The following is a 24,568-nucleotide window of genomic DNA, read 5'->3' on the forward strand; positions in this document are numbered from 1 at the left end:
TAGGCCCAAGACATGAAGAAGCCGCTTCTACCCAGCAAAGTCTGCGCCGAGTGTGGCTTGCCTTTCACCTGGCGCAAGCGGTGGGCCAGCTGCTGGGAACAAGTGCGTTACTGTTCCGAACGCTGCCGCCGCTCACGCCACAAGTCACACTAACGCGCTACCCGCTCTGCCCCACCAGAGCGGCTGGCCCGGGTGACGACCGCCTGCCCGGTCAGGACCAGGGCGAATACCCCCGCAAACGCCACGACGATTGTCGCTGCCGGGGCACTGTCGAGGTAGAACGAGCAGTAAATGCCTAACCATGAGCAGCCGATGGCGACCACCAGCGACACCCACAACATGTGGCGGAACTGACGCGTCACCAGCGCAGCAATTGCCCCAGGGGCAATCAGCAGCGCAATGGCCAGGATCAGGCCAGAAGCCTTCAACGCCCCCACTACCGCCAGGGAGATCAGACACAGCAGGCCGTAATGCAACCAGCCCGTGCGCAAGCCGACCGCACGCGCCTGCACGGCATCGAAGGTGTGCAGCATCAAGTCCTTCCACTTGGTTGCGATGACCAGCGCCGTCAACCCGGCGATACCCGCACACAGCCAAAGGTCTTCGCTGCCAACGCCGAGGATGTCGCCGAACAGGATATGGTCGAGGTGGACATCCGATTCGACCTTCAGGTACAGCACCAACCCCAGGCCGAACATGCCCGAATAGACGATGCCCATCACGGTGTCCTGCTTGATGCGGCTGTTGTGCTTCAGGAAACCTGTGGCCACGGCGCAGAACATGCCGGCCAGGAACGCGCCGATGGCATAGGGGATGTGCACGATGTAGGCGATCACCACGCCGGGGAATACGGCATGGGCGATGGCATCGCCCAGCAATGCCCACCCCTTGAGCACCAAGAAACACGACAACAGGGCCGTGGGTATGGCAATCAGCACGGCGATCACCATGGCACTGACCATGAAGTCGAACTGAAAGGGTTGCAACAATGTCTCCAGCCAGTTCATGGCAGCACCTCCAACGCATCCCGCCGCCGACGCCGGGCGGCAAGCAGGCCATGCTTGCGCGCGAATACGAAGACGGCCAGGAAGATGACCGTTTGCAGCACGACGATGACACCACCGGTCGCACCATCGAGAAAATAGCTCAGGTAGGTGCCTGTCAGGCTGGTCGAGGCGCCAATGGCCACGGCAATCACCAATAGCCGCGCGAAGCGGTCGGTCAGCAGGTAGGCGGTAGCCCCGGGCGTGATGACCATGCAGATGACCAGAAACGCACCGACGGTCTGCATGGCGGCCACCGTCGAGGCGGACAGCAACGCAAAGAACAACAGCTTGAGCCGGGTCGGGCGGATACCCACCGCACGTGCCTGGTTCTCGTCGAAGAACGTCAGCATCAAATCGCGCCACTTGGCCAGCAACACGGCCAGTGACACCAGCCCGATGCACGCCAGTTGCAGCGTATCCCCAGGGGTGATGGCCAGAATGTTGCCCAGCACGATGGTCTGGATGTTCACCGAAGTAGGCGACAAGGAGACCATGAACAGGCCTACCCCGAAGAATGAGGTGAAGATCATCCCGATCACCACATCCTCCTTCAGACGTGTGCGTCGCTGCAGGAACAGCAACGCCGCCGAGGCCAGGCCACCGGCAAAGAACGCCCCCAACGAAAACGGCAGGCCGAGCATGTAGGCACCCGCCACACCCGGCACGATCGAATGCGACAGCGCATCACCGATCAACGACCAGCCCTTGAGCATCAGGAAACAGGACAGGAACGCACACACGCCGCCCACCAGCATCGACACCCACATCGCATTGCGCATGTAGCCATAGGCGAACGGCTCGATCAGCACTTCGATCATGCTTCGCCCTCGCCATCCGGTTCGCGCCGCGCCGGCAAGCCATTGCGCAGGATCAGCGGGCGCTCGTCGTCACTGAACACACTGACGGGCGGCTGCAGTGGGCCATCGCCCGGCACCAGCGAGAAGTGGCGCAACACGCCACCGAATGCCCGCTCGAGGTTGTCGCGGGTGTACACTTCATCGGTCGGACCATGGGCCAGCACGGTGCGTTTGATCAGCACCACGCGGTCACAGAACTCGGGCACCGAACCCAGATTGTGCGTGGACACCAGCATGATCCGGCCCTCGTCGCGCAGTTCTCGCAGCAACTGGATGATCTGGTCCTCGGTCTTCACATCGACGCCGGTAAACGGCTCATCGAGCAGGATGACCTGGCTGTCCTGGGCCAGCGAGCGGGCCAGGAACACCCGCTTGCGCTGCCCGCCAGACAACTCGCCGATCTGCCGTTTGCGCAGCGCGCTCATCCCCACCCGCTCCAGCGCGGCGTCTACGGCCTGATAGTCAGCCTGCCGGGCAATGCGCAGCATGCCCATGTGGCCGTAGCGGCCCATCATCACGACGTCCTCGACCAGCACAGGGAAGTCCCAATCGACTTCTTCCGACTGCGGCACATAAGCTGTCAGGTTCTTGCGCAGAGCGGCTGCGGCGGGCATGCCCAGAACGCTGATCTGCCCTGCTGCCAAGCGCTCCAGGCCCATGATGGCCTTGAACAGGGTGGACTTACCCGCGCCATTGATCCCCACCAGCGCGGTGATGGTACCCGTGGGCAGCTCGAAGCTGGCTTCATGCAGTGCGGTATGGCCATTGCGATAGGTCACGGTGGCGCCCTGCACCACGATGCCATTGTGCAGGGTAGTGTTGCCAGGTGGGCGGTGGTATCCGTTCATTGCCCCGAGACCTCGCTCAGCCCTTCGACGATGGTTTGCGTGGTAACGCGTAACAGGTCGAGGTACGTCGGCACCGGACCCTCTTCCCCGCTGAGCGAGTCGACATACAGCACACCGCCATAGTGCGCGCCGGTTTCACGGGCGACCTGGCGCGCCGGTTTGTCGGACACGGTGCTCTCACTGAAAATGGCCGGAATGGCATTGGCCTTCATCGCGTCGATGACTGTGCGCACCTGGGCCGGGGTGCCCTGCTGGTCGGCGTTGATCGGCCACAGGTACAGCTCCTTCAGGCCGAAGTCTCGGGCCAGATACGAGAATGCCCCCTCGCTGCTGACCAGCCAGCGCCTGGCCGGCGGGACCTGCTCGATGCGTGCGCGAATGGGGGCGATGGTCGCTTCGATCTGTGCCTTGTAGACGTCGGCGTTGCGCTGATAGACCTGGGCGTTCGAGGGGTCGTACCGCATCAGCGCATCACGGATGTTGTCTACGTAGATCAAGGCATTGCGCGGTGACATCCAGGCGTGCGGGTTCGGCTTGCCACTGTACGGCCCGGCCGCGATCCCCATGGGTTCGATGCCGTCGGAAACGACCGCGCCGGGCACATGTTCGAGGCGCTTGAAGAATTTTTCGAACCATAATTCCAGGTTCAGGCCGTTCCAGAGCACCAACTGCGCGCCCTGGGCACGGCGCAGGTCCCCGGGGGTTGGGGAATAGTTGTGGATTTCGGCACCAGGCTTGGTGATCGACTCAACCACCGCAGCATCACCCGCCACGTTCCTGGCCATGTCGGCGATGATGGTGAACGTTGTCACCACCTTGAACTTTTCTGCGGCTTGCGCCGGCATCACGCACAGCAGCGCGCCAAGCAGTGCCCCGGCAAGGCGCCAGGGTCTGGAAAGGTGCTTGTATTGTTCGAACATCCGTCACTTCCACGTCTTGTCAGAGGAAACGGCTAGGTTCACGGTCGGGGCGCCGCTGTTTGAACCCGCACGACACGCACGGGTACTGCTGGCTTTAGTGCAACGAGTATGAATAGCTGCCCTGCCGATGGCAAACAGGACTACTGCCATTTCTCAATTCCCCCAAAACCGCGTCAGGATGGTAGACTTCGCCCCGGGTGCTAGCTGCATAACGCAGCAACGCAGGTTAAAGAACAGCGCAGGTCGGGCCGCCTTGCGGTGCTCTTGTGCCTATGCAAAAAATTCAAATTCCCCTTGCCCAACAACTTGCCCGTCGTGCGTTCGCCACGCTTGAGCGCTTCCTGCATGTCGAGGCCGTGAGTGGTTTCGTGCTGCTCATCGCCGCCCTGGCTGCACTCGCCTGGGCAAACTCTTCACTCGCTGATAGCTATGATGCCCTCTGGCACACACCGCTCACGTTCGGTGTGGGTTCGATGGTCTTCTCGCAATCCCTGCACTTCTGGATCAATGATGGCCTGATGACCATCTTCTTCCTGGTGGTCGGCATGGAAATCCGCCGAGAAATCCACGAAGGCGCGCTGGCGAGCCTGCGCCAAGCCACCTTACCCATGGCGGCAGCCATTGGTGGCGTGGTTGTACCTGCCCTGATCTACCTGGCGTTCGCTCATGCACCACAAGAACAGAACGGCTGGGCAGTCCCCACGGCTACCGACATCGCCTTCGCGGTTGGCGTGCTCGCCTTGCTTGGCAAATCGATCCCGTCCAACGTACGTATCTTCTTGCTGGCACTTGCGATCATCGACGACATCATCGCGGTGCTGATCATTGCCATCTTCTATTCGGGCGGCCTGGACTACGCAGGCTTTGGCGTTGCCATCATCGGCATCCTGCTGGTTGTCGGGCTGCAGAAGATCGGCGTTGGCTCGGCCTACGCTTACGTGATTCCAGGCGCAATTACCTGGCTCGGTGTGCTGATGACCGGCGCCCACCCCACACTGGCGGGTGTGGTGCTTGGGCTCATGACACCCGTTCGCTCAGCGCCCATGGGTGAGCGCCCTGTGGATGCCGTCAAACGGTTTTCCAACGACCTGCTCGGCAGCGCAAAAGCGCCAGAGCAGGACAGCAGCAACCTGATTGACCCACTGAAACGCCTGCGGTTTGCCCAGCGTGAAATGGTACCGCCTGTGGTGCGGGTCCAGAGTGCACTGCACCCCTGGGTCGCCTTCGTGATAATGCCCCTGTTCGCGCTGGCCAATGCCGGGGTCGGGCTGTCTGGGGTAGACCTGTCCTCCGAAGGGCCATACCACGTCATGCTCGCTGTCACCCTGGCACTTGTCCTGGGCAAACCCTTGGGCATCGTCGGCATCAGTTGGCTAATGGTGCGCCTGGGTTGGTGTGAGCTGCCCAAGGGTGTCACCTGGAGTGGCATTGCCTTGATCGGCTTGCTGGCAGGTATCGGTTTCACCATGTCGATCTTTATTGCCAACCTTGCCTTTGCCGACCCAGGCGCACTGGGTGCAGCCAAGCTCGGCATCCTTACCGGCTCGCTCATTGCTGCCACCGTCGGGCTGCTGTGGGGGGCCATAAGCATTAGAAAGGCCGCCAACGCCAAGCCTTTGAACGCCAGTTAGCCTGCCAGACACCTCCTGCGGGTGCGCCGAGTCCTGGCGGCCCGCAAGTGAGGCACGCACCAATTTTCATCTTGCGGCATCAGGGTGTTGGCACCCGCCACCATAGCGCCCACTATCAAATGGACACCAACCTCCTGGCATCCCTGCGCACAGCCTGTGGAGGCACACCAAACCCACGAATGAACACCTCACGCAGGTGCCGGCGGTCCCTGAACCCGGTCTCCCTGGCTACGACATCCAGGCTGTGCCGGCTCTGCTCGATCATCAAACGGGCTGCCTCCAGCCGCAGGCGCTCAACGGCCTTGGCGGGTGACTCACCGGTCTCAGCGGTGAATACACGGGTGAATTGCCTCGGGCTCAGGTGCACCACATCGGCAAGTTCCTCCACACTCAACGGGCGGCTGAGGTGTTTGCGGGCGTAATCCAGCGCGCTCTGGATACGGTCCGACTTGGGCGAAAGCGATAACAGTTCGGAATGCTGGGATTGCCCACCCGAGCGGCGTTGGTGCATGACCATCTTGTGCGCCACCGACCTTGCCAGCTCGGTGCCCAGGTCTTTTTCGACCATGCCCAGCGCCATGTCCAGGGCGGCGGTCATGCCGGCGGACGTCCATACCGGCCCATCGACAATGAAAATCCGGTCTTCCTCGACGTCGATCTTCGGGTGCAACTCACGCAGCTTGTTTGCATAAGCCCAGTGGGTGGTGGCGCGCCGGCCATCCAGCACACCGGCCTGCGCCAGCACGAAGCAGCCGGTACAAAGGCCTGCGGTGCGACGCGCACCGTCGACGAATCCACGCACGCTGGCGAGTACCTCTTCACTGGGGCGCGTGAGCGGGGTCAGCGTACCGGCGACCATCCAGGTGTCGGCCAGGCCCGGGGCGCTCAATGGCAACGTGTCGATATGCATCCCCAGGGAAGAACGCACCGTGCCACCCCCGATGGAAAAACTCTCAATCCTGTAAACCGCTTCGCCCGCCACGATATTGGCGAATTCGAATACGGTTTGTGTTGCCAGGGACATGACCTGGAAGCCTTCGGGTATCAGGTAGCCGACCCGGTGCATGATTGAAGCCCTCTTTGCAATGTCCTGAAAACGTATCATATACGTCATTTAAGTCACAAAACACATTCTGCATGATGACTCCACACCCAAACACCGGAGCATCACCATGACGCAGCAATTCAAAGGCACCGCGCTCATCACGGGCGCCTCCACCGGCATCGGTTCGATCTACGCAGACCATCTGGCCCGACGTGGCTATGACCTGGTGCTGGTAGCACGCAACCGCGAACGTCTTAACGCATTGGCCGCCCGGCTCACCAGCGAAACCCGGCAGAATGTGGAAGTGTTCCCGGCCGACCTGGCCAACGCAGCCGACCTCGCCAAGGTCGAACGCAAACTGCGCGAAGACGCCAGCATCAGCCTGCTGGTGAACAACGCGGGTATCGGTACCCATACCGGCCTGCTGGAAAGTGACGTCGAGCGCATGGCCGAAATGATCAGCCTCAACGTGACCGCCCTCACCCGCCTCACCTACGCGGCTGTGCCGGGCTTCGTGGCGCGCAAACAGGGCGCGGTCATCAACATTTCGTCCATCGTCAGCCTGGCACCGGAACTGCTTAACGGCGTCTACGGCGGCAGCAAGGCCTATGTCACCGCGTTCACCCAGGCGCTTGAGAAGGAGCTGGCCGGCAAAGGCGTTCAGGTCCAGGCAGTACTGCCTGGGGCCACCGCTACCGACCTTTGGCAGACAGGCGGCTTGCCGCTCGAAAACCTCGACCCTGCCATCGTGATGTCGGCCGAGGACCTGGTGGACGGCGCCCTGCAGGACTTCGACAAGGGTGTGCTGATCTCTCTGCCTTCGGTGCACGACCTGCAAGCGTTCGAGCACTACGAAGCCAGCCGCCAGGCCTTGTTCGGCCAACTGTCCAGCAACCAGCTCGCGCCCCGCTACAGGGCCGAGTGATCAACAGGAGGCCAAGCCTCACCGTTCATTTTCATTGAAGACGAGAAAGTCTTACTGCATTCAGGCTATTTTTCGAGCAAATCGAAACGCTTAGCCTGAATGCACTTTTCGACCACCCTGGAGGTAGCGCCAATGAAGGCCGTCGTTTACACCCAACCCGGTTTGCCGATCCACGCTCCACAATCGCTGTACGACGCGGAACTGCCCGCCCCCAAACCCGGTGCTCGGGACCTGCTTGTCGAAGTCAGGGCCATTGCCGTCAACCCGGTTGATACGAAAATCCGTGCAAGCCGCGGCGGTGACCAGCCACAGGTGCTGGGCTGGGACGCTGTCGGCGTTGTCCGCGAGGTCGGGCCTGAGGTCACATTGTTCCAACCGGGCGATGAAGTTTTCTACGCCGGCGCCATTGACCGCCCGGGTAGCTACAGCGAGCTGCATGTGGTGGATGAACGCATCGTCGGGCACAAGCCTCGCAGCCTGGACAATGCCGGTGCCGCCGCCCTGCCCCTTACTTCCATTACCGCCTGGGAGCTGCTGTTCGACCGCCTGGGCGTTGAAGAAAACGGTGGCGAAGGCCAGCGCCTTCTGGTGATCGGTGCCGGTGGCGGGGTTGGCTCCATCCTGGTCCAGCTTGCCAGCAAACTCACTCGGCTGACCGTCATCGGCACAGCATCAAGGCCCGAAACCCAGGCGTGGGTAAAGGCGCTGGGCGCCCATCATGTGGTCGATCACGCCGAGTCGATTCCGCTTCAGCTGGAGGCGCTCAAGCTGGGCCCGGTTGATTACGTGATCAGCCTCACCCATACCGACACCTACCTGCCGCAGCTGGTGGAGGTACTTCGCCCACAAGGCAAGCTTGCGTTGATCGACGACCCGGCGCAGCTGGATGTCATGCCGCTCAAGCGCAAGTCGCTTTCCCTGCATTGGGAGCTCATGTTCACCCGTTCGCTGTACAAGACCGAGGACATGATCAAGCAGCACCAACTGCTTGATCGCGTTTCGCAACTGGTCGACAGTGGTGTACTCAAGACCACCCTCGGCGAACACTACGGTACGATCAACGCCGAGCATCTCAAGCGCGCACACGCCATGCTCGAAAGTGGAAAAGCGCGCGGCAAGATTGTGCTGGAAGGCTTCTGATTGCGCGCCAGGCGCGCCACCCCGTGCGAGTCTGGCCGGCAACACTGCTACCAGTTGTAACTCAGTGAACCGACCACGCTGCGTTCATCGCCATAGCGGCATGAGTTGGCGCAATACAGGTAACGCTCATTGGCCAGGTTCTGGGCGCGAGCACTCACCTGCCATTGGTCATTCACCCGGTAGGTGATGCGGGCATCGAACAGGGTATAGGCCGGAATCTTTCGGTCGCTCACGCTCGGCACGGTGTGCGTCGTGCCGTTGTAGCGGGCGCCCGCGCCCACGCTGACGTCGGGCAACCCTAGCCAGCTCAACCGGTAGTCCAGCCACAAGGCGGCACTGTGGTACGGCGTGCCTTCGATGCGCGAGCCTTCGAGTGCCTTGTCGTTGTCGGAAATGATGTGCGCGTCGGTATAGGCGTAGGTGGCGTTCATTGCCAGGTCGGGTGTCAGTTGCGCCTTGGCTTCCAGTTCGAAGCCCGTACTGCGTTCCTTGCCGGTTTGCTCGTCGAAGTCGGACCCGGCGATCGAGGTCAACACATTGCGCTGGGTCAGTTGATACACCGCAGCGCTGATCAGCAACTCGCGGTCGGCGGGCTGATAGCGCACACCGACTTCGTACTGCTCGCCCTCGGTAGGCTCGAAGGTGTCACCCTTGCTGTCGGTGCCTGCGGAGGGCAAGAACGACTGGCTGTAGCTGACATAAGGCGCCCAGCCATTGTCCGTGAGGTACACCAAGCCGACACGGCCGGTGGTCTTGCGATCGGTGACGGTGCTACGCGAGCCGTCGCGGTAGTTGCGTGTGTCGTTTTCGGCCCAGTCCTGGCGCAGCCCCAGCATGACCACCCAGCGCTCATCGAACTTGGCCTGCTCTTGCAGGTAGACACCCATTTGCGTGCTGTGCAAATCCGAACCGCTGTCGACGGCGGTGTTCACCGTCGGCAGGTTGCCATAAACCGGATTGGCCAGGTCCAGGGTCGGCGCGCTGCCGCTGTGCCGGTGGCTGTCGTAGGTCTTGCGGTAGTAATCGATGCCGCCGAGCAGCGTGTGCTGCCAGTTACCGTGGGCAAGCTGGAGGGTCAGGTTGCTGTCGCTGGTCCAGCCGGTGGAAATGTCCTCACGGACGTTGTAGCTGCGGGTCAGGTTGTTCAGGTTCGCCCCGGTAACCCGGCTGTTGTTCAGGGTGATGTAGTCATAGTCGCTGCGCGATTCGAAATAACGGGTGGCATGGTGCAATTGCAGGCTATCGCTCAGCCGGCTTTCCAGCAGATAGCCGAACGTTTGCAGGGTGCCATCGTAGTCGTCGAAGCCCGGCTCACCGGGGAACAGGCCATAGGGCACTTTGTAGCCAGGCGTGTTGCTGAAGGTGGTCAGGTCGTAGCGGATGGGCGGGGTCAGCGTGGTTTGCGTGCGCTGGTGACTGGCCAGCAGCGTCAGGCGGGTGTCGTCGTCCATTTGCCAGGCCAGCGCGGGCGCGATGTACTGCTTGTCGTCATCGATCTCGTCAAACTGCGTACCACTGTCGCGCACCAGTGCGGTCAACCGGTAACTGAAGCGCCCTTGCTCATCCAGCGCGCCGCTGTGGTCGGTGGACACCTGCCGGCGCTGGTGGTTTCCATATTCCAGGTTGAGCTCGTGCAGCGGGGTGAGGGTCGGCCGCTTGCTGATGGTATTGATCAGGCCACCGGGCGCCAGTTGGCCATACAGCACAGACGAGGCGCCTTTAAGCACCTCGACGCGTTCCAGGCCATAGGGCTCCTGGCCGCCTTCGAACTGCGTGCTTTGCATCTTCATGCCATCGCGCAACACGCTTCCGGTGCGCGGGCCAATGTCAAAACCGCGCAGCCGGTAGTCATCAGCCACGCGGCTGTAGCCATTGGGCTGGGTCACCACGCCGGCGGTATAGCCGAGTACATCCGCCAGGCTGTCGTGCTGGCGCGACACCATCTCCTCGCGCGTGATCACCGACACCGATTGGGGTATCTCCAGCAGCGGCGTATCGGTCTTGCTCATGGTCGCGCTGCGTCGGGCAACCTTGCTGTAGGCCGGCCCCCAGGCATCCTGCTCGTACACCTGGCCAGACACATTGATGGCACCAAGGTGCACAGCATCGCTTGCACGCGGCTCGATGCTCAGTGCGCCGCCGGGCGTAACGTTCAACTGCAATGCAGTGCCTTGCAGGGCCTGATGCAAGGCGTGCTCGGTACTGAAGCGGCCACGCAATGCAGGTGCGGCCAAGCCGCGAGTGAGCGAGGCGTCATAGGAAATGCTGCGCCCGCTCTGCCGGGCGATGGCGGTCAGTGTGGCATCCAGCGCGCCGGCCGGCAGGTCGAAGGCAAGCACGTGCTGTTGGCCGCCAGGCTCGCTCGCAGCGCCAGCGGGAGCGTGCAGTGTGCCCAAAGCCAGGGCAAAGGCCAGCGGTGTCAGGCTGAAACGGTGTGTTCGGTACATGGGCAACGGTCCCGGAAGGTGGTCGATGCCAGCTATGTGACGCGAGTGGCTCTGTTATTAAGGGGGTGATGAAAAAAAATCAGTGAAGGCTCACCTCGGTCCACCAACCGAAGCGTCGCTCGACGCGCACAGGCAAGGTTTCTTGCAGTGTGCGCAAGACCTGCCCGCTTTCATCCAGCGGGAACACCCCCGATACCCGCAATGCCGCAGCGTCAGGGCTGATACGCAACAGGCCACGGTGATACGGACGCAGGGCATCGATGACGGCGCTCAGCGGCTGGTCGTGAACTTCCAGATAGCCGTCTTCCCAAGTCCCCTCGCCAGCCCGGGCAGGATCCAGCGCACGAATCCCCGCACTGGACAACACGGCGCCCTGACCACTGCCCAGTTCCAGACGGGCACCGTTCGGCGCCTGCAGTTGCACCCGCGACTCCTGCACCCAGACGTCGGCAGCCTGGTCACGCAGGTTGACGGTAAAGCGTGTGCCCAAGGCGCGCACCTCGCCAAAGGCGGTGATAACAATCAGCGGCCGCTGCGGGTCGGCGGCAACCTGAATGCTCAACGCCCCCTCACGCAGGAACAGCGTGCGCGAGCGGGCCGTAAAGGCGATGTCCGCGCGGCTCTGGGCATTGAGCACCACAAGGCTGCCGTCCTCCAGGGTGAACGGCCTGCGCTCGGCCAGGCCGGTCTGCAAGTCACTCCCCAGAACGGGCAACAAGCCAAGACGCTGCAACCACCAGCCACCAGCCCCCACCCCGGTGACCGCCAAGGCACCACGCAATAGCCGCCGCCGGCTGGCGGACTCGGTGCTGAGCACCTGACGAGCCAGTGGAGGCATATCGGCGAACGCCATGCCCAGGCGCTGTTCAAGGCGTTGCCAGGCCACTGCATGGTCCGGGTCAAGGCTCAGCCATTGCTGGAAGCGCTGGCGATCTGCAGCGCTCATGGCCCCTGAACGGTGGAGCGCCAGCCAGTCGATGGCCTCGGCCACCGCCGGTGGCAGTCGAGTTTGGGGCATGTTTATTCCAAGGCCAGGTAGCACAAGGTCAAACCCTTGGCCACGTACTGATGCACGCGAGGCGCCGAGATACCCAGCCGTGCACCGATTTCGGCATAGGTGAGGCTCTCCAGCTGGCTGTACAGAAACGCACTGCGCCCTAACGGTGACAGGCCCGCGAGCATGCTGTCGAGGGCGCTCAGGGTTTCCAGTGCCTGTACCTGCTCTTCGGCTGAGGGCTCATAACCCGGCGCCTGCTGGCTGAGCGCTTCAAGGTAGGCACGCTCCAGGTCGCGCCGCCGCCAACTGGCGAACACCAGTCGCTTGGCAATCGTGGTGAGCAAGGCACGCGGTTCGTGAATGCCCTGCGGGTCAGGCATTTTTACCACCTGCGCAAACGTCTCCGACGCCATGTCGGCCGCGTCATGGCGGCAGCCCAGGCGTGCGCGCAGGCGCTGCAACAGCCAGTCATGGTGGTCGCCGAACATCTGCTGCAGGATGCGGTTGCGTAGCGCGAGGGGCTGATTATCGAGAGGCGCGTAAGGCATGGCTAACTTGCTAATGGGAACTATTAGCAAATGATGCCGTTAGATTGGCATTACCGCAACCGATCACCAGGCGCGCCGGCGGGCTACCTGTGCTGCTGACGCGCCCACTCGCGCACCGCTTCAGCAAACAGCCGCAGGGCTATCGGTGGGTGCCGATTGGCCGGGTAGTAAAGACACGCGCCGCCGTAGCAAGGCCCCCACTCAGGGAGCAGGTGAACCAAAGTCCCGGCCTGCAGGTGCTCCTCAACCTGGTTATCAGGCACCCAGGCAATACCAACGCCAGCCAGTGCGGCCTCGATCATCAAGTTGATGTTGTCCATCGTCATCGGCCCGTCGACATCAACGCTGGCAGACCTGCCCGAATGATCGAGGTCCCAGCGAAACAGCGCGCCGCTAGCAAAACGAAACCGGATGCAACGATGGGACTTGAGGTCGTGAGGCGCCTTGGGCGCGGGATGACGCGTCAGGTACTCAGGCGAAGCGACGGCTGCAAACCGGATATCGGGGCCGAACCGCACGGCAATCATGTCTCGGGGCACATCGTCATGCAGCCGAATACCTGCATCGAAGCCGTCTGCGACGATGTCGACCAGCCGGCTATCGGCCACGCACTCGATATGTATCTGAGGGTTGTCGCGCAAGAATTGCGGTATGACATGGCGAATCAACGGTTTAAAGGACGACTCCGACGCACTTAACCGAATGGAGCCGGACGGCGTGCTGCGCTCGGAAGTGACGTCACTCACCGCGCATTCGAGGTCCTTCAACAGCGGCTGAACACGCAGATAAAGCGCCTCCCCCGCCTCGGTCAACGCCACAGATCGCGTGGTTCGATTGAACAACCGCAACTCAAGGCGTGCTTCCAGGCCCCTCATCGAATGGCTCAACGCAGAAGGCGAAAGCCCGAGTACTTTCGCCGCGCCGGTAAAGCTTTTTTGCTCGGCGATCGCAACAAACGCGGTCAGCTCTGGCACGCCAGCCCGAATCATTGATGAATTCTCCTCAACTACCCATGAAGGCATCTGCCAATTGTTGAGTATTACACACGAGTTTACAGTTTGTGGGTCATCTACATCCTTGTGAAGGAGACCAGACATGCAGAAACGTCAGCTCGGCAAAAGCGGGTTGGAAGTATCCGCCCTCGGGCTAGGATGCATGGGCATCAGCTTTGCATACGGCCCAGCCTTGGAAAAGCAAGCGGCGATTGCGTTGATCCGCGATGCCTTCGATAAAGGTGTGAACTTTTTCGATACCGCAGAGGCGTATGGGCCGTTCACCAATGAAACGTTGCTCGGCGAGGCCCTCGCCCCGTTTCGCGATCAGGTGGTGATCGCCACCAAGTTCGGCTTCAAGAATGGCGTGCCTGCCGATGGGCTGGATAGCCGTCCCGAGACTATCCGCAAGGTCGTAGAGCAGTCCCTCCAGCGCCTGAAAACTGACCGCATCGAGTTGCTGTACCAACACCGCGTCGACCCGCAAGTTCCCGTGGAGGACGTCGCGGGCACGGTCAAAGCGTTGGTCGAGGAAGGTAAGGTGCTGCATTTCGGCATGTCGGAAGCCGGGGTAGACGCCATTCGCCGCGCGCATGCCGTGCTGCCGGTTGCAGCGCTGCAAAGTGAATATTCCCTGTGGTGGCGCGAACCGGAGCAGGCCATTCTTCCCGTCCTGGAGGAGCTGGGGATTGGCTTCGTGCCCTTCAGCCCGCTTGGCAAGGGTTTTCTCACAGGCGCTATCGACGCCAATACCCAATTCGCAGCCGACGACTTCCGCAACGTGGTACCGCGCTTCACTGAAGAAAGCCGCGCAGCGAACGCCAAACTGGTCGAAGTACTCGGCGCCATCGCCGACAACCAAGGCGCGACTCGCGCTCAAATAGCGCTAGCTTGGCTGCTGGCCCAAAAGCCGTGGATCGTCCCGATTCCAGGCACCACCAAACGGCATCGCCTGGAAGAGAATATCGCGGCAGCCAAGGTCAGCCTGAGCGAAACCGACCTGGCCGCCATTGCGACCGCGCTGGAGCACATCCAGATTGTTGGCGACCGCTACCCGGCTCACCTGCAGAAAAACGTCAACCGCTAAGGCTGCTCGCCTGCCAGGAAGGCTTTGCTGATTTCACGGAACTGATCGTGGCTTGCACTGCGCAGCAGTTCGAACACGACCATTTCACGGGTGACGACCTGTACGCCAGCCGCCGCCATGCGCTGGAGCGCCGCGAGGTGGTTTTCCGCTGTGCGGCTCGACGTGGCGTCGGCGACCACGAACACCTGCTTGCCAATGGCCAGCAGGTCGAGTGCGGTCTGTAGCACGCACACATGGCATTCGATGCCACAGAGAATGACCTGCTCACGCTGCATCATCGCCTGCGGCAGGCATTCGGCGGGTACGCAAGAAAAATGCAGTTTTTCCACCACTGGCGCCGTGGCGCAGGCTTCCTTCAGCCGTGCCAGGGTCGGGCCGAGGCCTTTGGGGTACTGCTCGGAAAACACCACGGGCAAGGCCAGCCGCGCGCAGGCTGCCACCAGCCACTCGACCCGTGCGGTGAGGCGCTCGGCCTCATGCATGGCGCCTATCAGCTTTTCCTGTACATCGACAACCAGCAACGTCGCCTGGCTTGCATCAATCAAAGCACCGCTCATAAAGCACCTTTCCATTTGTTGTTGTCAGTATCGGTCACCCGAGCGGCCTCAACGGAGCCGAGCCACATTCTGGTCGATGCAGCCCTGGATCATGCGCAAGGTCCCTGGGGTAATCACCTGCGGATGCAGCTGTTCGGCGAGTGTTGCAAAACGGCTGGCCACATTGCACATGCTGTCAATCATCCTGCGGGCAGCGTCCTGGCCTACCTCGGCTTCCTCCGCAAGCCTGAGCATTTGCGTGCGGGAAATCGCCAAGGCCTCTCCCATCACATCCATCTGGTGATAGCCACCCGGCCCCTCGCAGAATGTCACATCGTAGGCCGGCGCCAGTCTCCACTGGCCTTCTCGCGACATGATACAGGCGAAGTTCTTGGGGTGATCGTCCCGGTTGTTGAACACCACATTGAACACGGCACGCTCAAACGCCAGCGCCATCTCACGCACATCGTTGGTACACATCTGCGTTGCCCGCAAGAAGCTGACGTAGTCCAGCACACCAGGGGTGCGGTAATTGGCCCCCGTAAAGGCCGCCAGGCTTTGCATGGGTACGCGCCAATCACCCTCACGGTCAAAGCGCTTGCTGGCAAATGCCGCCAACCCGCCAGGCAAGCTGAAGTAACGGGTGTCAGGGGTTTCGATGCCACACAGGCGCAGGCATTCGGCGTACACCATTTCGATAGCGCATACCTCGGCATGCTCATCCCTTGCTGGGAACTTGACCAGCCAAGCTTCAAGACCCGGTGTAGCGGCAGTGGTGAACACGTCCGTGTCGGGATCGCGATAGACCAAAGCTTTGGGCCTGGCGCCTTGGGGCGACCCGCCCACTTGCAGCAGTGTTTGCAGGAACTCGGCGCCGTCTCCGCTGGTTACCGCCTGCACTTCGGTTGCAAGCTGCTCCAGCGGGATGTGAATGTTCAGCGCCTGTCCTTCGGGTGCCACGGGTTCGAACGTCATGGCGCCCATTGCATTCTTCCCGACGTAAGCGAGCCTTTCCAATGGGCCTATGCGCGCAGTGGAGAGCCCACGGCGCCTGAACATACGGTCCATCAGCAGCATGCCCCAGCCGTCCGGCAGCGCGTCATAGACAGGCCCTGGCAAGTGCAGTTGGTGATCCGGGAAATCCCGACGCAACGGGTGCCCCTGCAACGGCAGCGTGTAGGCGCACAATTCCAGCCCCCGTTGCCGGGCTTCATTGCTGTACTCGAATACGATCTGTGGTCGTCCGGTAAGGGCAGTGGTAGAAACCAGCGTGCCCCATTGCCACCGCTCGCCCCACCCCTCGTAGAAGACGTTCACCTGCTCAAGCATTGCCGGGCTTCCTTTTGATTCGAAGCCGACTGGCGCTGCTTTCATAACGCCGGATGTCCTCGATGCTGTCCAGTTTTGGCAGGAACAGGCCTTCGAGTTCCTTGGTACGACCAAGGGCCATCGCCACCCTGACCACGTTCTCGAAGCCGACATTGCGCCCGGCTTCAAGATTGGACACCGTGTTGGTGCCGATGCCGGCACGGCCGGCCAATTCGGCTTGTGTCATGCCCAACGCCAGGCGCTCAATGCGCAAGCGATCGCAGAGTCGCTTGACGACCTCTCCTGGCTTGCTGAAGCTTAAATCCAACATAGTGTGCAAAGCCTGCTCGGACAGTGTTAGCCCCTCGAATTATAGGATTAGCACCCTCGCACATCAACGCCACGTAATTCCCATATTTTGTGTCATAAGCTTAAATTACTTACTTAAGCCTCTGTTTAACGTATTTACCAAGGTAAAAAATCGTCACCACCGCAGCAATCGCGGCCCCAATACCGCACCCAGCATGGTCGGCACCAGCATCCCCAGCACATACCATACCCCCCAGAACGGCACGCCCATTTCAGGGCAGTGCAGGCAGTAGGCCAACGTCGCCGTGGCGCCTGCGAGCAAGCCCCCCGCCGCGCCGGCCTGACGCAGGCGGGTTGGTGCCAGGCCGCGCAAGGCAACGAACACCGCGATAAAGGCAGGCACAGAGAGCAAGGTGATGTTCAACGGGCAGGTGCGCCAGGTGCGGCCCAGGATCAGCTCGGCGCGGGCTTCCAGCGGAGCGCCAGACAGGCTCACTGCCGCGCCCAGCCAGACCAGCAGCAACGGCAGCCCCAACAAGGCCCAGCACGCACCGCCCTGCACACCCGGCCTGGCCAACCGCTGGGTCAGCCACAGCGACAGTATTGCCAAACTGCCGGGCAAGGCCAGCTTGGCCCAGAACAACGGTGTGGACGCAACCAACGCCAGGTCGTTACGGACACCGAACAGGGTCACGGTCAGCAATACCGCGCCCAGCATACCGCCCAGCAACGCCATACCCAGACGCCGCGCCAGCACATGGCGGTCCACCGGCCCTTCCCCAGCGGCCAACAGGGCAATCAGTTCATCGGTCTTCATCGTCGCCCTTGCCTCCTATCAACTTGGCCAATGCCTTCAAGCCCCGGTGGATGCCAACCTTGACTGCCGAGGCAGAAAGCCCGGTCATGCGTGCAGTCTCCTCCACCGACAACCCCTCCAGCTTGACGTGAACGATGGGTTCGCCTGGTGCGAAGCCTTCAGTGCCCTTCGCGAGCCCTGCCTTGACCTGGCCGACCTTGCCGGCATGACCCCCACGGACCTGGCGTGCAGTTACCTGGCCCCGCGCAGCAGCGTGCGCTGGTACTGGTTCGCGCAAACGCCGGCGTTCAGCCTGTGGCGCCACAGCCGTGAAGGCCTGGCCTGGCCGCAAGACCAGCCCTGGCGTGCAGAAGGCGCTTTGTTGAGCGGCACTGACGAAGGTGTCGTACAACAAGCGCTGGAAATGGGGGGCTGTGCGTTTCTCGATGCCTGCACCCAAGGCCTGACGCTGGAGCGGGCCTCACAGGTTGCGCAGCAGGCTCAGCCCGACCTGGACTTCGCCGCCCTGCTCGGCCGACTGCTGGCCGCCCAGGTGTTTCGTCCACTTTCCTTCGCTTGAGGAACCACCATGGACATCACCCATACTTCGCGCACTGGCCACGGCCTGCGCCAACGCTGGAACCACCTCGCCGAACGGCTGCACCTGCTGCTGAGCGACACACTGTTATGCCTGGTGGCACGCCTTGCCATTGCCTCGATCTTCTTTCTGTCCGGCCGTACCAAGGTCGAGGGGCTGCTGACCATAACGCCCAGCACCTATGACCTGTTCCAGAGTGAATACGCACTGCCGCTGGTATCCCCCTGGCTGGCGGCCCACCTGGCCGCGTATGCAGAGCACCTGTTCCCGCTGTTGCTGGTACTGGGCCTGTGTACCCGCCTTTCGGCCTTCGCCTTGCTGGGCATGACCACGGTGATCGAAGTGTTTGTCTACCCCGATGCCTGGCCAACGCACTTGTCCTGGGCCGGCTTGCTGCTGTTGTTGATCGGGCGGGGAGCCGGTGCGTTGTCGCTTGATCGGCTGCTGGGCGTGAGATGACCCGCCGATGTAAAATCAGGCTCGCGCCTCGGTTTTGCGATGGCTTGGCAGACAAAGGCAGTTCGGGAGGGGCTGGTGGCAGACCATGTTGACTACAAGCGCAATAGCGAAATCCCCGGTCTGGTGCTGAGCGAGGGACGGTTTTCCAGTTTTCGCTTTGATCGCCATTATCACCTCGACTACCACGTAGGCCTGATTACCGAGGGTGTGCAGCGCCAAGGGCTGAACGGCGAATCCGTGCTGCTTACCCCCGGCACCATTCAATTGATGCCGCCGTGCGAAATCCATGACGGTGTCAGTGCCGATACCGCGTCCTACACCCTCAAGACCTTCCGCGTTTCGGCCGCCCTGCTCAAGGATGTCACCGAGGAGCTGACCGGGCACGACCGGTTTTCTGCGCTTGGCGGCGCGCTGTTGCAAGACCCCGGGCTGTCCATGGAGCTGGCGCACTTGCACAGCACGCTGGCACAGGGCATACCCGCGTCGCCCTTGTTCGTCGAGTCGCAATGGCTGACATTGCTGGGCCGCTTGTTCAGCGAAACCCGCATGGTCAAGCAGCAGTTCGTCAAAGGCACCCTCTCACCGCTGCAATGGCGCAGGGTGACAGAGCACTGCAACGCCCACCTGGCAGACAAGATCACCTTGCTGGAACTGGCCGCGTTGTGCGGCCTTGAGCGCTTCCAGTTCCTGAAAATGTTCAAACAGACCGTGGGCATGACGCCCCATGCGTGGCTGGTTCGCCTGCGCCTGGAGCGCGCCTGCGAACTGCTCAGCCACACACAGTGGGAGCTGACCAAGGTTGCTCAGGAAGTCGGCTTTTACGATCAAAGCCATTTCAACCGGGCCTTCAAGCAGGCGTTTGGCGTGGCACCCTCGCTGTACTGACGCACGCCCCCTTCCAGATCACTCAATTTTATACAAGCGCGTCTCGCACAGGCTTCTTAACCTTGGGCACCGGGCCGGACACCGCATTGTCCCCGCCCCGTACTGATAGAAACGGTCAAGGAGCCATTGATGACACTGCGCGCGTATTACACAAGCGATGAACTCACCCTGCGCACAGACGTGCTGAGCTGCACGCCAACGGATGATGGCAAGTTCCAGGTGGTACTGGCAGAAACGCTGTTCCATCCGCAAGGCGGTGGGCAACTGGCCGATCAGGGTGATATCGCTGGCATACCGGTCAAGGGCGTAAGCCAGAATGATAACCAGGTCATCCATGTCCTTGAGCAGCCGATTCCGCCTGGCCCCGTCGAAATCGCTGTCTCACCTGACATTCGCAGCTTGCACGCCCGCCTGCACTCCGCAGGCCACCTGATCTCTGGCGTAGGTCAGCTCTTGGGCTGGCAGCCGGTCAAGGGGCACCACTGGCCGGGTGAGTGCCGGGTGGTGTTCGAGCGCCAGCCGCAATCCGAGGCGCTGACGGCCGAGCAGCTGGAGCACGCCGTCAATCAACTGATCAACGATGACGCACCTCGCCACCTGCTTGACCAGAACGGCCTGAGAACGGTGTGTTTCGGTACGCTGCCCATGCACGGTTGCGGGGGTACGCATGTTGTATCCGCTGGCGAGATCGGTCCGGTCAAAGTGCTCAAGTTCAAAGAAAAGAAGGGCCAGCTGTCTGTCCATTACGACATAGGCAACTGATCGGCCGCACTGCCCGGTTACCAGGCCGCAAGCTGTGTACATGCAATCGACTTTACAGGAGGCCACGACGTGGACTACATACCTCAACTCTTGACCATTGCTGCGGTCATGCTGCTGGGCTGCATAAGCCCGGGGCCGGACTTCATCGCCGTCACCTCCAACGCGCTGATCAGCCGCAAGCGCGGCCTGGGGGTTGCCCTGGGCACAGCCCTGGGCATCTGCGTCTGGGCCGTGATGGCGGTCATTGGCCTGGGCGTGCTGCTCACCAAACTGGCCTGGCTGTACGACGCCATCCGCGTGGTCGGGGTGTGCTACCTGCTCTACCTGGGCGCCAGGATGCTGCTCGGTGCCCGCCGCCCCTATCAGGAGCTGGCGATCACCACCTCCAGCAATACCACTACCCCAGCGCCTCGGGTCGGCTTTCTGGTATCGATGACCAACCCCAAGGCCGCCGTGTTCTTCGGCAGCTTTTTCATTACCGTACTGCCTCAGCATGCCCCCGTCTGGGTACTTGGCAGCGCCGTCGTGGTGGTGACGCTGGTGTCGTTTCTGTGGTTTTCAACGCTGGCCCTGATGTTTTCGACCCAACGGGTTCGCCTGATCTACGCGGGCATGCGGCGGCCGATCGATGCGGCGATGGGGGCGGCGCTGGTCGGGCTTGGGGCGCACCTGGCGCTTACCCGATAACGGTCACCGGCGCCCCCCTGCTGTAAAGCTACTGCCGGTCAGGCTTTGCCGATGGGTCTCGTGCAGGCGCCGCGAACCATTTCTCGCGCGGTACCCATTTGTCCTGCGCCGGATCACCCAGGTAATGCGGCGACATGATCTGCACCCCATACTCGTTGAACACATCCTGGATATTGGCGTGCAACAGGCTCAGCAACTCCGCACGCGGCCTTGGCGCGCTGGGTACTGCCTGGGTCACCAGGCGGTACTCGGGGTAGAAGTCTGAAAGACCGGTCTGGAATACCTGCGGCGTGGGGTGTTCCAGAATGCCATCGGTGCGGTGAGCGGCTTCTACCAGCATGGCTTCAACCTGGCGCCACGGCGTGTCGTAGCCGATGGTGACAACCGTGTCGACGATGTAACCCGGCCCCTGCACCACCCGCGAATAGTTGCGCGTCACCGAACCGGTAATCATCGAGTTGGGCAAAGTCAGCACCTCGCCCAGGCCGGTGCGGATGGTGGTATTGAACATCCCGACCTCGGTCACCGTGCCTTCGTTGTCACCCACGCGCACGTATTCACCCGCCTTCAGTGTGCGTGAATACGTCAGGATCAACCCCGCCGCTGCCTGCCCGACCACGCTGGAAGCCCCCAGCGAAATCATCAAACCGAGCAGTACCGACAGGCCCTTGAAGGCATCGGTGCCAGAGCCTGGCAGGTACGGGTATGCCATCACCAGGGCAAACAGCCAGATCGCCAGTGACGTCAGCCGCGTGGTGGGCTGCAGGGTTTCCTCGGTCAGCCATTTCAGCGTACCGGGGCGGGCCATGCGCTCCAGCATGCGCCGGCTGAAGCCACTGATGCCCCGGGCGATGAAGAAAATCATGACGGCCACGGCGATGCCAGGGATGGCGTGCAGAATGCCATCGAGCAGATAGCGCAACAGGTCGAGCAGGTGCACATTGAGGCTTTCGCCCCACGGCCGGGTATATGGAAACTGCGATAGCACAAAGCTCAGCCACTGGTAGCTGAGCAGCAGCACGATTGCCCAGTACATCAGGCGCAGCAAGCGGTCGATCAGAAAGTACACGTACTGCATGTCGAACAGCGGCAGCTGGCCCACCTTGATCTGCCGGGCACGTTCACGCATCAGTTGCGGCAGGCGCCCGCGCAGTTTGCGCCGGCCCAGGTTGGCACCCTTGATCAGCACCACGAACACCAGTGTGGCGACGGCAGAAAACCCCAGCGCCTTGAGCAGGAAGCGCAGGCTGCGTGCTTCGCCGGTCTCATCCACTACCTGGCGCAACGTAGCGGCTGCCTGCTCGGCCGCTTCACGGGTATCGCCGCCCTCTACGCCCAGGTCCTGGGGCGCGACAATGAACGCCCTGCGCCCGCCCAGCAGCACCAGGTGGCTGTTGACGATCGGGTCGACACTGACCCTCAGCTCGTCGGTACCACGCAAGGCCTCGTCGATAACCGATGAGGCCCGCTGCGCGCGTGCAGCAGGGGTTTCGCCCAGCAGCGTGGCGTGAAAGGTGAAAATGCTGCGGTTGGCGATACGCAGCTCTGCGGGTTCACCCGGCACACCATCAGTAGCGCTGCCTGCCAAGTCCTTGCCCTGCCCGGCCAGCGGCAGCAACGCGCACAGCACCAACAACACGGTCAGAAGACGGTTCATTGCGCACTCCCTGGCCAATAGTCCTGTAGTGATAGCACAGGCTTCGCAGGGCAGCGCCGGGCTCAAGTGAATGGCAGCAACAAGGTAGCGGCCAGCCCCCCTCCAGCTCGGTTTTCAAGACGCACCTGCCCACCCAGACGGTCGACAATGGTGGCGACAATGGAGAGACCAAGACCTGCTCCATTCGGGTTGTTACGGCTGTAAAAACGTTCGAACACTCGCGACAGCCTCGCTTCATCGATACCTGGTCCCTCATCTTCGACCACCAGCTCGAAGCGACTGTCCAGGCGCCTGAGTGACACTGTTATCCGCCCGGCGGGTGGCGAGTGTTCTACCGCGTTGGAAACCAGGTTCTGTAGCGCAATACCAAGCGCACCGGCATCAATCGCCAGGTGGTGGTCACCTTCGCCAATGTCCAGTGAAGGCTCCAGGCCGCGGTCCAGTATCCAAGGGGCCAGCTCAGCCAAAGTGTCCGTGACAACTTCGGCCAGGTCGACCCGGCTACTGGCTCGCTGCCCGAGTCTTGGCTCCACGCGCGCCAGTGTCAGTAGCTGGTTGACCACGCGGGTGAGCCGATCGACCCCGCCCATCAGAAATCCCAGTGCCTTTTGCCGGTCGGTATCGTCACTGGCGGTCAGCGCATTCTGTGCATGCAGGCGCAACACCGCCAAGGGTGTACGCATTTCGTGAGCAGCATCGGCGATAAACCGATGTTCACGCCGCAGCAGGTCCCTGATCTGCGCCAACAAGCGATTGATTGCGGCTTGCATAGGCTCAAGCTCGGATGGGAGCGGCACCATATGCAGCGGTTCGAGAGAGTTGGCGTGACGACCTCGGATAACATTGGCCATGTTCTGTAACGGCCGCAGCCCCCACCCAATCGCGGCCCAGACCAACAGGGCCAACGCCAGGCTGCCAAGCAGGAACGGGAACAGGGTATGGCGAACGATGCGGTCGATCAGGTCGTAACGCACATCGTCACGTTCACCCACCCAGATTACCCAGTGCTTTTCGGGCACGGGCAAGACGAACCCGCGCCATTGCACACCGCCCGCCGAAAAGTCGTAGAAGCCTGGCGCAGTCGGCAGCGGTTCGAGAGTCGGCGCACTGGGGGTATGTACCAGAAGGCGTGCTCCTTCCCCCCAAACCTGGAACGCCAGCTTGCTTTCATACGGGTGCCCTACCCGATCACGCCCGGCCTTCCCCAATGCCTCGTTGAAGGCGCGATAAAGTGCCTCACGCGAGCCTTCCGGCACCGGCATGCTCATGACACCCTGTAGCAGACGGGCATTCTGAGCAAGGTGCGCGTCATACACCTCGTTAATTTCGTGGCGGCTGTCATGGTAGTTGTAAAGCGCTAGCAAGCCGGTGCCAAGCAGCAGTAACAGCATCACCCGCCATAGCGTACGCTGGCGCAGCGAACTCATGCCTTGGCCTCGACCCGATAGCCAATACCACGCACCGTACGAATCAGGCCGTTGAACAGTTTTTTGCGCAAGTGGTAGATATTCACTTCCAGCGTATTGCTCTCAGGCTCCTCATCCCAGCCATAAAGCAGCCGGGACAGGCGCTCACGGGTGAAGACTTTGCCGGGCTGCGCCAACAATTCATGCAACAGCACATACTCCTTCGGCGTCAACACGACCTCAGCGCCGTTGTAGAGCACCTGCTGCGTGGCCGGATCAAGGCTGATCCCGGCATGTTCGATCAGCACCTTGGCGCGCCCGGCGCTACGCCGCAGCAAGGCGCGCAAACGCGCCTTGAGTTCGTTAAGGTCGAAAGGCTTGACCAGATAGTCGTCCGAACCGGCATCGAGCCCGGTGATACGGTCATCCAGGGCATCGCGCGCGGTGAGGATCAGCACCGGCACGCTGTTGCCACCCGCCCGCACGCGCCGCAGCAACTCAATGCCATCCAGGCGGGGCAAGCCCAGATCCAGGATCACCAGATCGAACATTTCATGCTGCAATGCATGCAAAGCACTCATGCCATCCCGCAGCCAGTCGATCGTATAACCCTCCTGACGCAAACCGTCGCAGATGCCCTCACCCAACGCGGTGTCGTCTTCAATCAGCAGCAGCCGCATGT

The 24,568-nt window shown here is 61.8% G+C and carries 26 protein-coding genes and 1 pseudogene; 10 read left to right on the forward strand and 17 right to left on the reverse strand.

The features are described 5' to 3' along the window. The first annotated feature begins 12 nt into the window (after positions 1–12). The gene (locus tag QQ992_RS14750) at positions 13–153 is read left to right on the forward strand and encodes a DUF2256 domain-containing protein (protein WP_286110066.1); all 141 of its coding nucleotides are present in this window, start codon (positions 13–15) and stop codon (positions 151–153) included. Here the strand turns inward: QQ992_RS14750 and QQ992_RS14755 are convergent. From QQ992_RS14755 to QQ992_RS14770, 4 genes are read right to left on the reverse strand one after another with little or no spacing between them, the layout of a single operon-like run. Beyond that, complete coding sequence (locus QQ992_RS14755; RefSeq protein ID WP_286110067.1) at positions 150–1,007, reverse strand: metal ABC transporter permease; 858 nt, start codon at positions 1,005–1,007, stop codon at positions 150–152. The two genes, QQ992_RS14750 and QQ992_RS14755, sit on opposite strands and share 4 nt — an antisense overlap. Continuing rightward, positions 1,004–1,864, reverse strand: a complete 861-nt coding sequence (locus tag QQ992_RS14760; protein ID WP_286110068.1) for a metal ABC transporter permease — start codon at positions 1,862–1,864, stop codon at positions 1,004–1,006. The genes QQ992_RS14755 and QQ992_RS14760 overlap by 4 nt, the downstream gene beginning before the upstream one ends. Next, a complete protein-coding gene (locus tag QQ992_RS14765; RefSeq protein WP_286110069.1) occupies positions 1,861–2,751 on the reverse strand; it encodes a manganese/iron ABC transporter ATP-binding protein in 891 nt (296 codons plus the stop codon). The genes QQ992_RS14760 and QQ992_RS14765 overlap by 4 nt, the downstream gene beginning before the upstream one ends. Then, positions 2,748–3,671 carry a metal ABC transporter substrate-binding protein gene (locus QQ992_RS14770; protein WP_286110070.1) on the reverse strand — a complete coding sequence of 308 codons (924 nt, stop codon included), beginning with the start codon at positions 3,669–3,671 and terminating at the stop codon, positions 2,748–2,750. The genes QQ992_RS14765 and QQ992_RS14770 overlap by 4 nt, the downstream gene beginning before the upstream one ends. Before the next feature lie 272 nt (positions 3,672–3,943). On the opposite strand from QQ992_RS14770, the gene nhaA reads away from it, so the two are divergent. Then, positions 3,944–5,302: a Na+/H+ antiporter NhaA gene (gene nhaA, locus QQ992_RS14775; RefSeq protein WP_286110071.1), complete on the forward strand. Its 1,359-nt coding sequence runs from the start codon at positions 3,944–3,946 to the stop codon at positions 5,300–5,302. Positions 5,303–5,417: 115 nt separating this feature from the next. On the opposite strand, the gene QQ992_RS14780 is transcribed toward nhaA, so the two are convergent. Beyond that, on the reverse strand, positions 5,418–6,368 hold the full coding sequence (locus tag QQ992_RS14780; protein ID WP_286110072.1) for a GlxA family transcriptional regulator: 951 nt from the start codon (positions 6,366–6,368) through the stop codon (positions 5,418–5,420). Between the two features lie 106 nt (positions 6,369–6,474). Between QQ992_RS14780 and QQ992_RS14785 the strand changes: the two genes are divergently transcribed. Continuing rightward, positions 6,475–7,272, forward strand: coding sequence for an SDR family NAD(P)-dependent oxidoreductase (locus QQ992_RS14785; protein WP_286110073.1), 798 nt, complete (start codon positions 6,475–6,477; stop codon positions 7,270–7,272). Positions 7,273–7,404: 132 nt separating this feature from the next. Next, positions 7,405–8,412: a zinc-binding alcohol dehydrogenase family protein gene (locus QQ992_RS14790; RefSeq protein WP_286110074.1), complete on the forward strand. Its 1,008-nt coding sequence runs from the start codon at positions 7,405–7,407 to the stop codon at positions 8,410–8,412. A 47-nt stretch (positions 8,413–8,459) separates the two neighbouring features. On the opposite strand, the gene QQ992_RS14795 is transcribed toward QQ992_RS14790, so the two are convergent. From QQ992_RS14795 to QQ992_RS14810, 4 genes are all read right to left on the reverse strand, one after another. Further along, positions 8,460–10,859 (reverse strand): TonB-dependent siderophore receptor, encoded by a 2,400-nt coding sequence (locus QQ992_RS14795; protein ID WP_286110075.1) that lies wholly within the window; start codon positions 10,857–10,859, stop codon positions 8,460–8,462. A gap of 79 nt (positions 10,860–10,938) precedes the next feature. Further along, positions 10,939–11,877, reverse strand: a complete 939-nt coding sequence (locus QQ992_RS14800) for a FecR domain-containing protein (RefSeq protein WP_286110076.1) — start codon at positions 11,875–11,877, stop codon at positions 10,939–10,941. 2 nt (positions 11,878–11,879) lie between these two features. Next, the gene (locus QQ992_RS14805) at positions 11,880–12,404 is read right to left on the reverse strand and encodes a sigma-70 family RNA polymerase sigma factor (RefSeq protein ID WP_119370237.1); all 525 of its coding nucleotides are present in this window, start codon (positions 12,402–12,404) and stop codon (positions 11,880–11,882) included. A gap of 83 nt (positions 12,405–12,487) precedes the next feature. After that, positions 12,488–13,393 (reverse strand): LysR family transcriptional regulator, encoded by a 906-nt coding sequence (locus QQ992_RS14810; RefSeq protein WP_286110077.1) that lies wholly within the window; start codon positions 13,391–13,393, stop codon positions 12,488–12,490. A gap of 106 nt (positions 13,394–13,499) precedes the next feature. Here QQ992_RS14810 and QQ992_RS14815 point away from each other — a divergent pair, with 106 nt between their 5' ends. Then, a complete protein-coding gene (locus QQ992_RS14815; protein WP_286110078.1) occupies positions 13,500–14,483 on the forward strand; it encodes an aldo/keto reductase in 984 nt (327 codons plus the stop codon). On the opposite strand, the gene QQ992_RS14820 is transcribed toward QQ992_RS14815, so the two are convergent. From QQ992_RS14820 to QQ992_RS14840, 5 genes and pseudogenes are all read right to left on the reverse strand, one after another. Next, positions 14,480–15,040 carry a hydrolase gene (locus QQ992_RS14820; protein WP_119370240.1) on the reverse strand — a complete coding sequence of 187 codons (561 nt, stop codon included), beginning with the start codon at positions 15,038–15,040 and terminating at the stop codon, positions 14,480–14,482. The genes QQ992_RS14815 and QQ992_RS14820 overlap by 4 nt on opposite strands. Positions 15,041–15,088: 48 nt before the next feature. Beyond that, positions 15,089–16,348: a type II toxin-antitoxin system HipA family toxin gene (locus QQ992_RS14825; protein ID WP_286110079.1), complete on the reverse strand. Its 1,260-nt coding sequence runs from the start codon at positions 16,346–16,348 to the stop codon at positions 15,089–15,091. Beyond that, on the reverse strand, positions 16,341–16,658 hold the full coding sequence (locus QQ992_RS14830) for a helix-turn-helix domain-containing protein (protein WP_182774220.1): 318 nt from the start codon (positions 16,656–16,658) through the stop codon (positions 16,341–16,343). The genes QQ992_RS14825 and QQ992_RS14830 overlap by 8 nt, the downstream gene beginning before the upstream one ends. A gap of 153 nt (positions 16,659–16,811) precedes the next feature. Then, a complete protein-coding gene (locus QQ992_RS14835; RefSeq protein ID WP_286110080.1) occupies positions 16,812–17,453 on the reverse strand; it encodes a DUF1109 domain-containing protein in 642 nt (213 codons plus the stop codon). After that, a pseudogene (locus QQ992_RS14840) lies at positions 17,440–17,592 on the reverse strand (sigma factor-like helix-turn-helix DNA-binding protein); the annotation flags it as partial. The pseudogene QQ992_RS14840 and the gene QQ992_RS14835, both read right to left, overlap by 14 nt. Between QQ992_RS14840 and QQ992_RS14845 the strand changes: the two are divergent. The 5 genes from QQ992_RS14845 to QQ992_RS14865 all read left to right on the forward strand — a co-directional run bounded on the left by QQ992_RS14845 (position 17,581) and on the right by QQ992_RS14865 (position 20,823). After that, positions 17,581–18,012, forward strand: a complete 432-nt coding sequence (locus tag QQ992_RS14845; protein WP_286114014.1) for a hypothetical protein — start codon at positions 17,581–17,583, stop codon at positions 18,010–18,012. The pseudogene QQ992_RS14840 and the gene QQ992_RS14845 sit on opposite strands and share 12 nt — an antisense overlap. Before the next feature lie 9 nt (positions 18,013–18,021). Then, positions 18,022–18,489 carry a DoxX family protein gene (locus QQ992_RS14850; protein ID WP_286110081.1) on the forward strand — a complete coding sequence of 156 codons (468 nt, stop codon included), beginning with the start codon at positions 18,022–18,024 and terminating at the stop codon, positions 18,487–18,489. Positions 18,490–18,564: 75 nt separating this feature from the next. Next, positions 18,565–19,374 carry an AraC family transcriptional regulator gene (locus QQ992_RS14855; protein ID WP_105947822.1) on the forward strand — a complete coding sequence of 270 codons (810 nt, stop codon included), beginning with the start codon at positions 18,565–18,567 and terminating at the stop codon, positions 19,372–19,374. A gap of 129 nt (positions 19,375–19,503) precedes the next feature. Beyond that, the gene (locus QQ992_RS14860) at positions 19,504–20,136 is read left to right on the forward strand and encodes an alanyl-tRNA editing protein (protein WP_286110082.1); all 633 of its coding nucleotides are present in this window, start codon (positions 19,504–19,506) and stop codon (positions 20,134–20,136) included. A 69-nt stretch (positions 20,137–20,205) separates the two neighbouring features. Further along, positions 20,206–20,823: a LysE family translocator gene (locus QQ992_RS14865; RefSeq protein WP_286110083.1), complete on the forward strand. Its 618-nt coding sequence runs from the start codon at positions 20,206–20,208 to the stop codon at positions 20,821–20,823. A 28-nt stretch (positions 20,824–20,851) separates the two neighbouring features. On the opposite strand, the gene QQ992_RS14870 is transcribed toward QQ992_RS14865, so the two are convergent. The 3 genes from QQ992_RS14870 to QQ992_RS14880 all read right to left on the reverse strand — a co-directional run bounded on the left by QQ992_RS14870 (position 20,852) and on the right by QQ992_RS14880 (position 24,566). Further along, the gene (locus tag QQ992_RS14870) at positions 20,852–22,480 is read right to left on the reverse strand and encodes a mechanosensitive ion channel family protein (protein WP_286110084.1); all 1,629 of its coding nucleotides are present in this window, start codon (positions 22,478–22,480) and stop codon (positions 20,852–20,854) included. A 62-nt stretch (positions 22,481–22,542) separates the two neighbouring features. Further along, positions 22,543–23,907: a sensor histidine kinase gene (locus tag QQ992_RS14875; RefSeq protein WP_286110085.1), complete on the reverse strand. Its 1,365-nt coding sequence runs from the start codon at positions 23,905–23,907 to the stop codon at positions 22,543–22,545. Continuing rightward, positions 23,904–24,566, reverse strand: a complete 663-nt coding sequence (locus QQ992_RS14880; RefSeq protein ID WP_286110086.1) for a response regulator — start codon at positions 24,564–24,566, stop codon at positions 23,904–23,906. Before QQ992_RS14880 ends, QQ992_RS14875 begins: the two co-directional genes overlap by 4 nt. Positions 24,567–24,568: the final 2 nt, after the last annotated feature.

The sequence above is a fragment of the Pseudomonas kurunegalensis genome, assembly GCF_030291635.1.
GTDB lineage: Bacteria > Pseudomonadota > Gammaproteobacteria > Pseudomonadales > Pseudomonadaceae > Aquipseudomonas > Aquipseudomonas monteilii.

What these genes read in the sequence shown, in the direction of transcription:
- QQ992_RS14750 (WP_286110066.1), top strand. Translation starts at nt 13, where the DNA reads ATGAAGAAGCCGCTTCTACCCAGCAAAGTCTGCGCCGAGTGTGGCTTG.
- QQ992_RS14755 (WP_286110067.1), bottom strand. Translation starts at nt 1,007, where the DNA reads ATGAACTGGCTGGAGACATTGTTGCAACCCTTTCAGTTCGACTTCATG.
- QQ992_RS14760 (WP_286110068.1), bottom strand. Translation starts at nt 1,864, where the DNA reads ATGATCGAAGTGCTGATCGAGCCGTTCGCCTATGGCTACATGCGCAAT.
- QQ992_RS14765 (WP_286110069.1), bottom strand. Translation starts at nt 2,751, where the DNA reads ATGAACGGATACCACCGCCCACCTGGCAACACTACCCTGCACAATGGC.
- QQ992_RS14770 (WP_286110070.1), bottom strand. Translation starts at nt 3,671, where the DNA reads ATGTTCGAACAATACAAGCACCTTTCCAGACCCTGGCGCCTTGCCGGG.
- nhaA (WP_286110071.1), top strand. Translation starts at nt 3,944, where the DNA reads ATGCAAAAAATTCAAATTCCCCTTGCCCAACAACTTGCCCGTCGTGCG.
- QQ992_RS14780 (WP_286110072.1), bottom strand. Translation starts at nt 6,368, where the DNA reads ATGCACCGGGTCGGCTACCTGATACCCGAAGGCTTCCAGGTCATGTCC.
- QQ992_RS14785 (WP_286110073.1), top strand. Translation starts at nt 6,475, where the DNA reads ATGACGCAGCAATTCAAAGGCACCGCGCTCATCACGGGCGCCTCCACC.
- QQ992_RS14790 (WP_286110074.1), top strand. Translation starts at nt 7,405, where the DNA reads ATGAAGGCCGTCGTTTACACCCAACCCGGTTTGCCGATCCACGCTCCA.
- QQ992_RS14795 (WP_286110075.1), bottom strand. Translation starts at nt 10,859, where the DNA reads ATGTACCGAACACACCGTTTCAGCCTGACACCGCTGGCCTTTGCCCTG.
- QQ992_RS14800 (WP_286110076.1), bottom strand. Translation starts at nt 11,877, where the DNA reads ATGCCCCAAACTCGACTGCCACCGGCGGTGGCCGAGGCCATCGACTGG.
- QQ992_RS14805 (WP_119370237.1), bottom strand. Translation starts at nt 12,404, where the DNA reads ATGCCTTACGCGCCTCTCGATAATCAGCCCCTCGCGCTACGCAACCGC.
- QQ992_RS14810 (WP_286110077.1), bottom strand. Translation starts at nt 13,393, where the DNA reads ATGATTCGGGCTGGCGTGCCAGAGCTGACCGCGTTTGTTGCGATCGCC.
- QQ992_RS14815 (WP_286110078.1), top strand. Translation starts at nt 13,500, where the DNA reads ATGCAGAAACGTCAGCTCGGCAAAAGCGGGTTGGAAGTATCCGCCCTC.
- QQ992_RS14820 (WP_119370240.1), bottom strand. Translation starts at nt 15,040, where the DNA reads ATGAGCGGTGCTTTGATTGATGCAAGCCAGGCGACGTTGCTGGTTGTC.
- QQ992_RS14825 (WP_286110079.1), bottom strand. Translation starts at nt 16,348, where the DNA reads ATGCTTGAGCAGGTGAACGTCTTCTACGAGGGGTGGGGCGAGCGGTGG.
- QQ992_RS14830 (WP_182774220.1), bottom strand. Translation starts at nt 16,658, where the DNA reads ATGTTGGATTTAAGCTTCAGCAAGCCAGGAGAGGTCGTCAAGCGACTC.
- QQ992_RS14835 (WP_286110080.1), bottom strand. Translation starts at nt 17,453, where the DNA reads ATGAAGACCGATGAACTGATTGCCCTGTTGGCCGCTGGGGAAGGGCCG.
- QQ992_RS14850 (WP_286110081.1), top strand. Translation starts at nt 18,022, where the DNA reads ATGGACATCACCCATACTTCGCGCACTGGCCACGGCCTGCGCCAACGC.
- QQ992_RS14860 (WP_286110082.1), top strand. Translation starts at nt 19,504, where the DNA reads ATGACACTGCGCGCGTATTACACAAGCGATGAACTCACCCTGCGCACA.
- QQ992_RS14870 (WP_286110084.1), bottom strand. Translation starts at nt 22,480, where the DNA reads ATGAACCGTCTTCTGACCGTGTTGTTGGTGCTGTGCGCGTTGCTGCCG.
- QQ992_RS14875 (WP_286110085.1), bottom strand. Translation starts at nt 23,907, where the DNA reads ATGAGTTCGCTGCGCCAGCGTACGCTATGGCGGGTGATGCTGTTACTG.
- QQ992_RS14880 (WP_286110086.1), bottom strand. Translation starts at nt 24,566, where the DNA reads ATGCGGCTGCTGCTGATTGAAGACGACACCGCGTTGGGTGAGGGCATC.